Source organism: Chroococcidiopsis sp. TS-821, assembly GCF_002939305.1.
Taxonomy (GTDB): Bacteria; Cyanobacteriota; Cyanobacteriia; order Cyanobacteriales; family Chroococcidiopsidaceae; genus Chroogloeocystis.
This window is the reverse complement of sequence record NZ_MVDI01000010.1, coordinates 24683-38418: the sequence shown is the minus strand read 5'-3', so window position 1 is coordinate 38418 and position 13736 is coordinate 24683. Positions and strand designations below refer to the sequence as shown.

The window sequence follows — 13736 nt, the reverse complement described above, 5'->3', positions numbered from 1 at the left end:
GCTTAAAAGTGCGCTAAGCAACTTGTCTTCAGTTTAATTAAAAGATGGCTCTCAGCTTCGATCTGTGTAGGGGCGCACAAGTAGTACGCCCATAAACTTCTTTTAGCTTACCGACGAAAGCGTTTTGTTAAAAAAGGCTTTTAACACTTCTTGTGCAATTTGGGGACTCGTTAAACCCAATTCTGCCTTAGACTGATCGGGGGAAGCATGGTCTACTAAAACGTCAGGAACGCCAAATCGCTTGACAGGTACAACAACGTTTGCATCAAGTAATGCCTCAGCTACTGCTGAACCAAAACCACCCATTAGACAACCTTCTTCTAACGTGACGACACGTCCAATACGTTGTGCCAATGGGAGAATCAATTCGGTATCAAGTGGCTTAGCAAACCGCGCGTTGACGACGGTTGCTTGAATGCCATGTTCGCTAAGAATTTCAGCTACCTGCATTGCTGGGTACACCATTGAACCAAATCCTAAGAGCAAAATATCGTCGCCATGGCGTAGCGTTTCGCCTTTGCCAATTTCGACAGGTTCCCAACCTTCTTCCATCAAAGGCACGCCGTAACCGTTACCGCGAGGATAACGCATTGCGATCGGACCATTGGTGTAGTTGACGCCAGTAACGACCATCCGCTGTAACTCAGCTTCGTCTTTAGGTGCCATTAATACCATGTTGGGTAAGCAACGCAAGTAAGCAATATCGTACATTCCTTGATGCGTCGGACCATCGGCACCCACAATTCCTGCACGATCCATGCAGAAGAACACGGGTAAGTTTTGGATGCATACATCGTGAACGATTTGGTCGTAGCCGCGCTGCAAGAACGTTGAATAGATCGCGACGACAGGACGCATTCCCTCACACGCTAAGCCTGCTGCTAAAGTGACAGCGTGTTGTTCTGCAATGCCAACATCAATATACTGCTGGGGAAGTTTCGCTTGCAATTTGTCGAGTCCTGTCCCCGTTGCCATCGCTGCTGTAATCCCAACAATTTTAGGATTGTTCTCCGCAAGTTTTACCAAAGCATGGGCAAAAACTTTGGAGTATCCAGGGGGTTTCGGTTTACTCGAAGGAATCGCTTTCCCTGTTGTCAGGTTAAACGGCGATTGCGCGTGATAGCCTACTTGGTCTTGTTCAGCGATCGCATAGCCTTTACCTTTGACGGTTGCGACATGAACAAGTACCGGTCCACCGATTTTGTGGGCTTGCTTGAAGGTCGTAATGAGTTCTTCTAAGTTATGTCCATCAACAGGACCCATGTAGGTAAAGCCTAATTCTTCAAACACGGCTCCGACTTTAGGTACAGCTAGCCGCTTCATTCCCTCTTTGAACCTTTCGAGTTCGGTTTCTAAGGAGTCACCAACAAAAGGAATTTGTTTTACTTGTTCTTCTAAATTATCGGAAAGAAACTGAACTGGCGGACTTAAACGCATTTTATTCAAATGGCGCGAAATGGCACCTACATTCGGAGAAATTGACATTTCATTGTCGTTTAACACCACAAGTAGGTTCGTCTTTGGTAAGTGTCCTGCATGGTTAATCGCTTCTAACGCCATACCACCAGTCAAGGCTCCATCACCAATGACTGCGACGACTTTGAACTTTTCGCCTTTGAGATCGCGTGCGAGTGCCATGCCTAAAGCAGCCGATATACTTGTGGAAGCATGACCCGCACCGAAATGATCGAAAGGACTTTCACAGCGTTTTAGATAGCCAGCTATACCATCCTTTTGCCGCAATGTATGAAATTGGCTATAGCGACCAGTAATTAGTTTATGCGGATAGGCTTGATGCCCTACATCCCAGATAACTTTATCGCGATCGAGATCTAAGGTTTGGTAAAGCGCTAGTGTTAATTCCACCACACCTAATCCTGGTCCTAGGTGTCCGCCACTTGCTGCTACAGTCTGCAAATGCTTATCCCGAATTTGACGGGCGATCTGCTGCAATTGGCGAATCGATAAGCCGTGCAACTGGTTAGGATGGGTGATTTCACTCAGGTGCATATTCGGGGTACTCTCTGGCTTTGATCTTTATTGATTGTCCCATTAAAAATCCTACCCAAACTTGCTGAAAACTGGTATCTCAGCTACGCGCGCTACAAGTACAGCAATACCCCTAGTGCTTCATTGCGTTTTCCCAACTATTAAAAGTTGCGATCGCAACCTCCACTTATAAAACTCTTCAAAAAGACAAAAACATTCAAGACGCTCGCCACTCTCGCTCTCACTGATTTTTTCACTTTGAATACTATATGTATATTTATCGATATAGCTAATAATGCTGCCATAATTGATCTGCTCAACTACCTAGAGCAAAATAGCAAAAAGTTTGATTGTTGCTAAATGAGGGTTGACTAGTTTTCTAAGTAAGTTGCTGAAATTTTCAATACTTGTATATTGTGTTTCACTTCCACGTTTCTCGCATTGTGGTGTGCTTTTAGACAATTTAGCTGCTTAAGCTGCTAGCAAAAATCGTGTATTTTTATACTTAATATCGCGTCAAAGAAGTCTTAATTATATATGCCAAGATGGGGCGTATTTTTGATAAAATTCATTATTGAGTGCAATATTTTTTAGCAAATCTCGGTTTTGCCCCCAAAAACAAACTTTTTATCAGTCAAAAATTAATAATTGAGCAAGATATAAGAGCATAAATTATAATTATTTTAATAATTGGCAAAATTCTGCCTTTGGGATTGTCTCAGAAATAATACTGAAGAGTGAATTGCCAGAACGTACCTGTGAGTATAAAATTTAGCATAGTTTTCTAAAAAATCAGCAGGGTTTATCTGATGCTTCGACGCCTCAAACCAATCAGTCGACGTCTTAAGCGAGAACTTTCGGTCTTGAACCAAGAGATAACTGGAATTATTAATGACCGTAAGGAATATCGACAGCAACCACGGAATCAATTCACACAGCAAGGTTACGAAGTGATTCCTGAGTTTTTGAGTCGGAAAGAATGCGATCGCTTGGTCGAGGTTGCTAATTTATATGCCACTAACCAAAGCCATTTAATTTCTGGAGACTGCTATCTACTATGTCGTAGAGATATCCACGATGTTGACTTGGACGTTCAACAAATTATGAATGCCCAAGAAATTGACGAAAAGCTAGCAAAACTCTTCCACTCGCACATAATTGAAGATATCTTAGAAGCGCGTATTGGCGAACCTGTCGTTTTGGAAAATATTTCTATTAAGATAGATAATCCAGATACAGTCTCAAAGCGGGGTTATCATACTGACCGCGTGACGAAAACAGTGTATAAAGCATTTATCTATTTAACTGACGTCAACGAATATGGTGACGGTCCTTATACTGTTATTCCTGGATCTCATTTTCATACATACAGAAGGTTACTAAATTATTTTTACGGTTGGATAAAGCACGTACTATATACTTCAACAAAAAGCCGCAATTATAAGGAAGATATAACTTTCTTATACAGCGATCGACAGGCAGTACCTCTATTTGGTAAAGCAGGGACAATGATTATCTCCAATCAACAATTGGTACATAAGGGATGGCATCAGCAAGACAAAAGTAAAAGATACGCTTTGGTTTGCTACATCACTCCTGCTAAGGACTATCGCGGCAAACGTTTTTCCTTTGGTAAAAATGCAGTACAAAAAGGTATCGAAGTTGTGAGTAGTTAATTAAGGAATAGTAGCAGTTATGGCAGAGATCGCAGGTTACAAGTCAAGGTGAAAAGCAAGTTACATTCCTATCCCAAGCATCCCTTCAATTGCCATAACAGGTAATCCGAGAAATTGCTGGATACCTTATCGATTCCTGTCCGCGTGCAACTAAATTTGTGTCAAACGGCTAGCTAAAGCTTTACCAGCAAACTTTGGTAAAGCAAGCATTCTTCGCCAGCGCCAAGGTTCTTGATACAAACGATACAGCCATTCTAGATGATTATTCCCTAGCCAAGCCGGTGCCCTAGACTTAACGCCTGCCCAAATATCAAAACTACCGCCAACACCAATCCAAGTCGCTTGGGGACACAAATGACGATTTTGTGTAATCCACAATTCTTGACGCGGGACGCCAAGTCCCACCAAAATCAACCTTGGTTGTAGCTTTTGCAACGTTTGCGCTAATTTTTCGGCTTCGGTAGGTGACACATAGCCATGCTCAGTACCAACAATTTGAAGGTGCGGCGATCGCTGTTGCCAAGTTTTAGCAGCTTTAGCAGCAACTCCTGGCGAACCTCCATAGAAAAATACAGGACACGCAGTCGGCGTTTGCCCTAAACTTTTCAACAGTAACTCAGCAAGCTCAATTCCTGGACAGCGTTGGATGCGTTTACCGCGCAGCAGCATATACAAAACAATTCCAGCCCCATCAGGAATGACTAATTCCGCTTGTTGAATTGCTTGTGCAAGCGCAGTGTGCTGCTCTGCTTGCATCGTCATTTCCGCATTCAGCGTAATCACGTGGGTACCAATGCCTTGTTCCAAGCGCGATCGCAACCAAGGGATATAGTCATCCATCAGATGAACTGGCAACCCGAGTACAGAATCTAAAAGTGCTGCCTCAGACATTATGCAATTCCTCACTACCATATAAAGCTGATGTGCAAAAGGCAAGCTTCTTGTGTAAACGCCAAAATTTTACCGTACTCTTGGTAATTAGGGAATGCAGTTGCTGAGGTTTGTCTTTATTGCGCTCGATATGCTTTCGGAGTGATACCCGTAAGTTGCCGAAATTGTTTACTCAAATGACTGTGGCTGTTGAACCCACACAAAAAGGCAATATCTATAATCGAGCGATCGGTTTGTTTCAACAACTGCTTTGCGCGTTCGACTCGTTGCTGAAGCAGATATTGATGAGGCGCGATTCCTAGCGATCGTTTGAACAAATGGCTGAAATGAAATTGACTCATACCCAGTAAATTCGCTAAGTCTGCAAGTTTGATGATTTGTTGACTGAGATATTCGTTGATGTATTCCAAAACTTGCAGCAGTTGACGTTGGGTTAAACCGCTTTCGTAAATTGCCACGCGAGGTTGAGTAGCAAAATAAAATCTGAGTAAATGCACTGCTAGCAGGTTTGCTAGTGATTCAACGTAAAGCTTACCGCCTAAATTTTCCTGTTGAAGTTCTGCAAGTAGCAGCATAGCGATCGCCTCAAGCTGCGGATCGCGAGTTTGAAATTGGGCGAGTAATTCCAGATGCTCGAAATTGCGCTCAAGCACTTCACTAGCAACGCGCTTCATGAAGCCAGACGCAACCCGAATTTGCAAGTAGCGATCGTCTCGATCCCAGCGGGCAAAAAATGGCATCTTTGCAGGCGTTACCGAAATATCACCTTTCCCGTATAGCGCCGTATAAGTTTTACCTCCTTGGATTTGCATCAAGCTGACAGGACGCGGTGCAAGCGATAAATTAATTGCGCGATCGTCGCTAAAATGACACCATCCCTCACCCGCAGGATGTTGGAATTGCTCAACCAGAATATTTTCCCAACCTTGATTTTGACTCGACAAAATGGGTACGCCGGTTGTTTCTTGCTGATCCGGGACGGTTGTCTTCACGATCTAACCTTCAATTGTCTTCGTAACCGAAAAACTGACCGCAAGATTTTGATAATTGCACAAGAATCAGATAGCCCAGTATAAATCGTTTATTTAAGGTGAAATGGTAAGCACTGAGGCAGAACTATGGCTCGCATTCTACACCTTGATTCTAGTCCTAGAGGAGAAAGATCGCACTCCCGCCAGATAACAAAAGAATTTATTGCAGCAAGGATACAAGCGCATCCATCTGATGTTGTCACCTATCGAGATATCGGTCGCTATCCTATTCCCCATGTCGATGAATCATGGATTGCAGCAGCTTATACACCACCAGAACAACGCACGCCCGAACTATGCGCGGTAATTTCTCTCAGCGATCGCCTGATTGATGAATTCTTAGCAGCCGCTCGCTACGTTATCGGCATACCCATGTGCAACTTCAGCGTTCCCAGTACTTTTAAAGCATATATTGACCAGATTGTGCGCGTGGGGCGAACCTTTGCATTTGACCCAGAAAATGCGACCAACCCTTATAAACCACTCGTTTTAGGTAAGAAGATGTTGATTGTCACCGCGCGGGGTGGTTCTGGCTTTGAACCTGGTGGACGTAACGAGAAGCTGAATCATCAAGATCCTTATTTAAAAACAGTCTTTGGGTTTATTGGTATCACTGATATTACGTTCATCCATATTGAAAATGATGAGTTTGGCGGTACAAGTTTAGCGCGATCGCTCGCGGCTGCGCGTATCCAAGTTCAACTTCTGGCAAGCGACGATCTAAGCCGTAACGCTGGTTAGTCATTCACAGGAGATCTTTATGGCAACGATCTATCACTTACCTTTTGTACTGAAGCTTGTGACGGCATTGGGCTGCGGGCTAGTCGCTGGAGTTTTCTTCGCCTTCTCTACCTTCGTGATGAATGCACTTGCCCGACTTCAACCGCAACAGGGGATTATCGCCATGCAATCGATTAATATCACGGCAATCAATCCATTCTTTATGACAGCCTTGTTTGGTACAGCCGCAGCTTGCCTTCTTCTTGCTATTGCTTCGCTGTCAAAAGGGTATCAACCTAGTGATATCTACTTACTCATTGGCGCTTGCTCTTATCTTGTTGGTACAGTACTAGTTACAATAGCGTTTAATGTGCCACTCAACGAAGCGCTAGCGACCGTTAAGCCTGACAGCACTGAGAGTGCAAACTTGTGGGCTAGCTACCTAACCAATTGGACGTTTTGGAACCATATTCGCACAGTCGCAGCCCTGGTGGCAGCAGCAGCGTTTACCCTCGCGCTCAGTAGTTGAAATTGTCTGAAGTGTCCTACGCTAAAGATGGCAGCATTCTGTGCAGCGTCAATAGTTGGGTTAAGCTTTTTAGGGTCATAAAAGCTCTAGTCCATAAAGTTAAGACATGATAGAAGCTCGTAGTGATTTCCCTAAGGAGAGTTTAACCCTGACCCCCGACCTCTGACCTCTGAACCCTGCTATAAAATGTTTCAAGCTACTCGTCGCCGTTTGGCTTTGTGGTATACGTCTGTAACTGCGGTGTTATTGCTGCTGTTTGCTAGTGGAGTTTACTTATATGTTCGCAGTACATTAATCGAGCGCATTGACGATACACTCAATCACGTTGTTGAAGTTGTTGAGCGATCGCTTGTCATTGAATCCGCTACAACCAATAGCGAGCAATTCCGCATCAACATCGAAGCAACTTTTCGCGATAATGCAGACGCAGTTGATGACGACCATATCGATTTAGAGTGGTTTAGTCCTACTGGTGAACTTTTGTGGTCAACTTTATCTGAACCTTTAGGGCTTCCAGTGCATCCAAATCGAACTGGTGAAACAGTGAGAGTCATTCGCGATTCAGATGCAATCAATGGACAAGATTACACGCCACTATTACTCCGACAAGTTACCGAAAGAGTTGAAATGGGGCGACAAGTGCTAGGGTATTTGCGCGTGAGTCACCCGTGGTTTGAAGTCACAAAACCGATTCGCCAGTTAATTTTTGATTTAAGTCTTGGTACAGGATTAATGGTATTTTCCGTTGCATTGTGTGGGTGGTTTCTTTCCGGAAAAGCAATGGAACCGGTGCGCGAATCGTACCAACGCCTCAAACAGTTTACTGCGGATGCTTCTCACGAACTCAGAAGTCCAATCGCTTTGATTCAAACGAACGTTCAAGTCGCCTTAACAGATCCCGAACTTGCAGAAACATCGGGTGCTAGTGCTAAATACTACCAACAGTTAACCGTCATCGAACGGTTAACTCAGCGATTAGGGCGCTTAGTAGATGATTTACTCTTTCTTGCACGCCAAGATAGTGGCATTGTACAACCTTGTTTTGCTGCGTGTCCTTTGGACGCTTTACTGATGGAAGTCGTAGAAGAACAAATGTTACCAGCAACTGAAAAAAATATTACATTATCGCTGCACCTCATCGAGCCTCCAGAGACGCACAATCCACAGCTCAGCGACGATTGGTTTACCCTCCAAGGCGATTGGAATCAGCTAGTTCGTTTATTCACCAACTTAATCGTCAACGCAGTCCACTATACCCCACCTGGCGGTAAAGTAGATGTCGAGTTAGAAAGAGTCGCCGCGCCGCACACTTCACGTACTGCTTTACTACAAGTCAAAGTCAGCGATACAGGTATTGGAATTCCTGAGTCTGCCTTACCGCGCTTGTTTGACCGTTTTTATCGCGTAGATCCTGCCCGCACGCACGCGGCGTCAACTTTAGTCGCTACGCCAACAGGTTCAGGCTTAGGTTTGGCGATCGCCGCCGCAATTGTCGAAAATCACCACGGTCAAATTCAAGTCGAAAGTACTCTTCACAAAGGAACTACTTTTACGGTTACTTTACCTACGAGTTCTGAGTTCTAAGCCTTCTACCGAGTAATAAAAAATTGTCAAAATGCTTCCTGTGGCAGATGCACTGTAGTAATTATTCCTAATAACTTACAGTGACATAAGCGCAATTAGCTACTAGTGGTTAGCGATTAGTCAACGATCGGCGGAATCACATTCATTCCTCGATTTATCGTTGAAGAATCCATGGATAGTATCTTTAATTTTCAGCTTTCGGATTTATCCATCTTCTTTCAACTAAAAGCTGACCGCTCATAACTAATTGCTTCTTTAACATTATTTGACATCAGTTGTAGGTAGTATCCGCCACAATTGAGCCTAGTCAGAAGGACTCTCAAAGCTGCTGGAAGCTTAACTAAATGCACTCGTAGTGCTACTAATGTTAACAATTTAGAAAGAATAGGAAAAGTGCAATGCCAATTCCAATTAGAGAAGATATTGTCTACATCATCCTCAATAAAATTAACGATAGTGGTCAAGGAATGCACGAAGTTAAGTTTGAGGAAAGCGATTTCTTTCCAGGAGTACAAATAACAAGAGCTGAGCTATTAGGACATCTTGATTATCTCAATCAGATGCAATACATCAAAGCTGAATTTTCCGGCAATGCTTATGCTAATCAAGAAGATGTCCCCAGCGTTGTCGATTCTAAAGAAGTTGACTTTAGGGTTGCTAATACTTTTGGGGCAGAAGATGGTCCGCTTCCTCATTTAATTACTTTTGAATCAGCAGAGCTTACTGACAAAGGTAAGCGGATGTTGCAAAAAATGAAAGAAAATCCGCCCAAATCGCTTAAAGAAGGGGTATCAGTCCCCATTGCAACAAAAGATATGCCTTTCCTCGAAAAGGTGATGATTAAAGGTGGACTAGAAGATATCTTTGACACGAGAGATGTCGTAGAAGTTGTCTATCGTGTAATGCGTGACTTGATGCCAACGGATGCGATCGAGCGTGTAGAAAGCGAACTACACGAAGAAGCACTACCAACCGAAGATAAAGCTTTACAAATGGAAATTGCAGACCTTTGGAAAGATACCAATCCAATTGTTGGCTTTTTGAGTAGAGTTCGTCCACCTTTCAAAAAACATGGTGGTCCTGGATTATTTAATATTGATGACGATCGCTTTTTGTTCCGTGTCAAAAATGAATCGCCAATGGCCGCAACAGGTTACGATATAGACCGCGAACAAGTTGTTTCGGCTGTCTTTTCTGCAACCAAAGACGAATTGTCTGAAGAACGAATTAAAGAAATCGCTGAATATTTGCCTGGTAAAGTTCGTCAACTCTGGGAAGAAGCTTAATCGCAAATTCCACTCTTCAGATTTAGTTAAGTTATGAGTTATTCAAACCAAATCTAACTCGTAACTTAATTTCTTCAAGATAGAATTTAGTTGCAGCAAAATAGCTTTTGATTAAAAGAACAATTTTTAAATTAAGTTCATTTAATGAAATTAGGATGAATGTTTGCCTAAGAGGTAAAAATGTTTAACGATCCTCGACATAGTAAAGCCCAACTTTTTGCTGTTATTAGTACAATTCTGATAGTTCCAATCACATCTGGAAGTGCAGCCTTTGCTACTCCTAAAGAAAACCTATTATCCCAAGCGCAACCTACCCCTACTAGTCCATCTCTTAACCCTAGACCCAGTATTTTTAACGAACCACCTTACAATCGCACCCAAAGTCCAGTAGCGCCGGGAACTGGAACAACACCTGCATCACCTACAACTCCAGGAACAACGCCGCCTTCTCCTTGCCCACCGGTTGGAACTGATGCAACACCTACCCCTGAACCTGGTACTACTCCCAGTCCCGCCCCAGCACCGGGAGCGGTTATTCAGCCTCCATTACCAGAACAACAACAGGCGCCTATTGCCAGAGTTACGCCTGTCGATGGCAGAGTCAACATTCGACTCACTAATGCAACTAATGCAGTTGTATTCTATCAAGTCATTGGCGATACTGAACAACGAAGTCTTGCAGGCAAGTCGGAAGTAACACTCCGCAATTTATCTGCACCTATATCATTAACCTTTTCTCGACAAGACCGAGGATTACTCAGACCAGCTGTAAGCGCAACTTCAATGGGGTTGTTAGAAGTGACATTAGATGCAACCACTGACTTAGGCGAGGATCGAACAACAATCAGGGTGCAACCCGATGGTGCAGTCTTATTGAATTAGTCAGCGTTCTCATACACACTTTCAAACGAAAGACTTCCAAAAGTGAGGATAGTGATTCCTCACTTTGTTGTTTTTGTTGCTGCAGAAGTCTCGTGCTAAGTTAACGTTATCAAGTGCGCTCAGTTGATTGCTTCAGCATAAATGCTTAGATCATAATAAACGGAAGGACAACAGTTAGACTTTTTGTCATTGATAAACTAGAAATGTATACGTAACAATATCTAACTCAGCAACGATGGACTGCTCTAGGTAAATCAACTACACCCTCAAGCAAGATACGAGTTGCTGTTTTTAATACTAATTATCGCCTAAACCCTTGTAAATTAATGTTTTTAGTTTCTGGTATTATGTCTTTTCTTCTTTCGCCTTTAACTGTAGGTGCTTTTTTTCCAGGACTCGACACCTTGTTTTCCACGCAAGGAATTATGGTTATGTTACTAGCCGCATATGCAGGCGCGATGTGGCTATTTCTGACAAGTGCGCCCAAAGTACATACTGTGATGGTGTCTGATATGGAAATTGCTCGACAGTTGTATGAAGGGCTACTCGACCTACCAGCTGCTGATGTGCCATTACACTACTATTACAATTACGAGCAAACTATCGGTGCAGCAGGAATTGACCCCTTATACATGTCTGCTAGTCCAGGAATTGGGACGACTCGCACCTTGAATGCTCCCGATGGGCTGTGGTATCAACTGAAGAAAAACACTCAGTTGCACGTAGTGTCTGGTGCGGGGCTGGGAAAAAAAAATCAGCAACGTCATGTTTGCTTTGACCGCGACTGTTTAGAACAAATCTTGATGCGGGTGGAAGTCCGTGGGTTAAAGCACAAAATTCTCAGTCAAAAGCCATTAAACTTCTTAGTCAAAGATTTAGAAGGACGCGTGATTGAGTTAGCTGAAGTTTCTAACTAAAGGTTGGTGCAACAGAACGCCTAGCGACTGAAGTCGCGGCTAAATACACAAAGTCCACCTGCGTGGACTAATACTGTCTGTATTGCTGCAATTTCAATAGACTTCTTGCACAAGTCTTAAACTGTCATGTTGAGTAGAGCGAATCTCGCAAGATTCTGCGCTACATTACATGGAGCGTGCCCTTGAGCGATAGCGTTGCGGCTGGGAATGACATTCATAAGTTTTCGACTTAGGCAAGAGTTCTAAAGAACTTCTTTTGCCTTAGGCACCCTCGTCAAGATAGTAGATGTATTCAAGATATGTCTCTCCGACTTTCCGCGCACCTGTTACCTCAAAAATCCTCTTTGCAGCTTCATTATCCAAAGATGTTCCAACCCAAATGCGGCTAACCTGATCTTCCATACAACACTTTTTAAGCTCTTCAATCATTCGAGTCCCTATCCTTTGATCCCTGCTATCACTCAGTTTTCAACCTTACTTGGTCGTAGGCAAATTTACCGCGAATGTATTCGTTAAAGTATTGACCTTGAGAAGTTTCCTGCTCTAACCCTTGGGCAATATCAGCAGGAACGTCGTGGTAGTTGTAAATGCTGCCGTTTTTGAATTCAATTTGGAGAAGTTTCCGAGCGGGATCGTAATTGTATTTTTTGATCAAGCTGCTAGCCGATTTGAGCAGCGGAAAAGCGATCGCATCGCGAATACTCGCACAATCTGTCAACAGCATCACCAAGCGGTCAATTCCGATACCTAAACCCACAGTGGGCGGCATTCCGTATTCTAAAGCGGTGATAAAATCTTCATCGACGCCCTGTGCTTCTAGATCTCCAGCTGCTTTGCGCGCTGCTTGGGCTTCGAGGCGCTGACGTTGGTCGATCGGGTCGGTTAACTCTGAAAAACCGTTAGCGGTTTCTCTACCGACAACAAACAATTCAAATCGCTCTACCAAACCAGGCTTAGAACGATGCGGCTTTGCCAAAGGTGAAATTTCTATAGGATAGTCGAGAACGTATGTTGGTTGAACCAGCTGCGATTCGACTTTTTGTTCAAACGCTTCGTTGAGAACTTTGCCAATCGAATCACACTCTTTAACATCAATTCCTGCGCTTGTTGCTGCTGTTTTTGCTTCTTCTAGCGTAGAAAATGTCGCGAAATCGATTCCTGTTACTTCCTTGACTAAATCGTGCATCGTCACGCGCCGCCAAGGAGGAGTTAAATCAATCGCCTCACCTTGATATGTAATTTGCAGCGTACCCAAAACCTCTTGCGCTACGGTCGCAATCAAATCCTCCGTCAGTGCCATCATATCATGGTAGTCACCATAAGCTTGGTAAACTTCTACCGAGGTAAATTCTGGGTTATGGCGTGTCGAGACGCCTTCATTGCGAAAAATGCGCCCTAATTCAAAGACTTTTTCAAACCCACCAACGATCATTCGCTTGAGGTGTAGTTCTGTCGCAATTCGCAAATACAACTCCATGTCCAGCGCATTGTGGTAGGTGATAAACGGACGCGCATCCGCACCACCCGCCTCTGGTTGTAGGACAGGAGTTTCTATTTCAATGAAGCCTTTTGATTCTAGATAGCGACGAATTCCTGCAGTAATTTGCGCGCGCCGCCGAAATGTTTGCTGAACTTCTGGATTAACAATTAAATCCACATACCGCTGACGATAGCGCTTTTCCGTATCCGTAAGACCGTGCCATTTATCTGGTAAGGGTAATAAAGACTTTGTCAGAATTGCGTATTCGCTGACGTTGACAGATAACTCACCTTTTTCCGTCTTCTTAATCGTACCTTTAGCTCCTAGAATGTCTCCCACATCCGTTAGCTGCTTCAAGTGATTAAAAGCATCAGGATCGGTACTTGCCATGCCTTGCTGGATTCTTTTTTTATCCAGATATAGTTGAATTGTGCCAGTTTCATCTTGCAAGCTAAAAAAAGCAAGTTTCCCAAAGACGCGACGCGCGAGAATGCGACCGGCGATCGCAACTTCTACATCAACTTCTTCCCCGCTAGGTAAATCAGCAAATTTTTCTTGCAGTTGTGCAGCATGATGCGTGACTTCCCAGCGATAAGCATAAGGATTCATTCCTAGTTGCTTGAGTTGAGCAACTTTTTCTAAACGCGCAGCACGGATTTCTTCTAAACTTGAGGTACTTTGAGGATTGGAAGGCTGATCGGCAGACATGGTAATTACTAGTTAGGCGCCACGGAAAAACTATACATACTGG

At 43.6% G+C, this 13736-nt stretch carries 12 protein-coding genes; 7 read left to right on the top strand and 5 right to left on the bottom strand.

The window, feature by feature from the left end; all coding sequences use genetic code 11:
• Positions 1–102: 102 nt before the first annotated feature.
• Entirely contained in the window at positions 103–2010 is a 1908-nt protein-coding gene (gene dxs / locus B1A85_RS19470; protein WP_104548398.1) for a 1-deoxy-D-xylulose-5-phosphate synthase, read from the bottom strand.
• A 788-nt stretch (positions 2011–2798) separates the two neighbouring features.
• Between dxs and B1A85_RS19465 the strand changes: the two genes are divergently transcribed.
• Complete coding sequence (locus tag B1A85_RS19465; RefSeq protein WP_104548397.1) at positions 2799–3665, top strand: phytanoyl-CoA dioxygenase family protein; 867 nt, start codon at positions 2799–2801, stop codon at positions 3663–3665.
• Positions 3666–3815: 150 nt separating this feature from the next.
• On the opposite strand, the gene B1A85_RS19460 is transcribed toward B1A85_RS19465, so the two are convergent.
• The gene (locus B1A85_RS19460; protein ID WP_104548396.1) at positions 3816–4556 is read right to left on the bottom strand and encodes a WecB/TagA/CpsF family glycosyltransferase; all 741 of its coding nucleotides are present in this window, start codon (positions 4554–4556) and stop codon (positions 3816–3818) included.
• 116 nt (positions 4557–4672) lie between these two features.
• A complete protein-coding gene (locus B1A85_RS19455) occupies positions 4673–5548 on the bottom strand; it encodes a helix-turn-helix domain-containing protein (RefSeq protein ID WP_104548395.1) in 876 nt (291 codons plus the stop codon).
• Between the two features lie 126 nt (positions 5549–5674).
• On the opposite strand from B1A85_RS19455, the gene B1A85_RS19450 reads away from it, so the two are divergent.
• The 6 genes from B1A85_RS19450 (at position 5675) to B1A85_RS19425 (ending at position 11505) form a co-directional block, all read left to right on the top strand.
• Positions 5675–6328 (top strand): FMN-dependent NADH-azoreductase, encoded by a 654-nt coding sequence (locus B1A85_RS19450; RefSeq protein ID WP_104548394.1) that lies wholly within the window; start codon positions 5675–5677, stop codon positions 6326–6328.
• A gap of 19 nt (positions 6329–6347) precedes the next feature.
• Entirely contained in the window at positions 6348–6836 is a 489-nt protein-coding gene (locus tag B1A85_RS19445; RefSeq protein ID WP_104548393.1) for a DUF1772 domain-containing protein, read from the top strand.
• Positions 6837–7022: 186 nt separating this feature from the next.
• Positions 7023–8420, top strand: coding sequence for a cell wall metabolism sensor histidine kinase WalK (locus B1A85_RS19440; protein WP_104548392.1), 1398 nt, complete (start codon positions 7023–7025; stop codon positions 8418–8420).
• Positions 8421–8818: 398 nt separating this feature from the next.
• A complete protein-coding gene (locus tag B1A85_RS19435; protein ID WP_104548391.1) occupies positions 8819–9706 on the top strand; it encodes a DUF2267 domain-containing protein in 888 nt (295 codons plus the stop codon).
• Positions 9707–9886: 180 nt separating this feature from the next.
• The gene (locus B1A85_RS19430) at positions 9887–10588 is read left to right on the top strand and encodes a hypothetical protein (RefSeq protein ID WP_104548390.1); all 702 of its coding nucleotides are present in this window, start codon (positions 9887–9889) and stop codon (positions 10586–10588) included.
• 326 nt (positions 10589–10914) lie between these two features.
• On the top strand, positions 10915–11505 hold the full coding sequence (locus B1A85_RS19425; RefSeq protein WP_104548389.1) for a glyoxalase-like domain protein: 591 nt from the start codon (positions 10915–10917) through the stop codon (positions 11503–11505).
• A 261-nt stretch (positions 11506–11766) separates the two neighbouring features.
• Here the strand turns inward: B1A85_RS19425 and B1A85_RS26305 are convergent, their stop codons facing one another.
• On the bottom strand, positions 11767–11970 hold the full coding sequence (locus tag B1A85_RS26305; protein WP_371681693.1) for a GNAT family N-acetyltransferase: 204 nt from the start codon (positions 11968–11970) through the stop codon (positions 11767–11769).
• Positions 11963–13693 (bottom strand): lysine--tRNA ligase, encoded by a 1731-nt coding sequence (gene lysS / locus B1A85_RS19420; RefSeq protein ID WP_104548388.1) that lies wholly within the window; start codon positions 13691–13693, stop codon positions 11963–11965. The genes B1A85_RS26305 and lysS overlap by 8 nt, the downstream gene beginning before the upstream one ends.
• Positions 13694–13736: the final 43 nt, after the last annotated feature.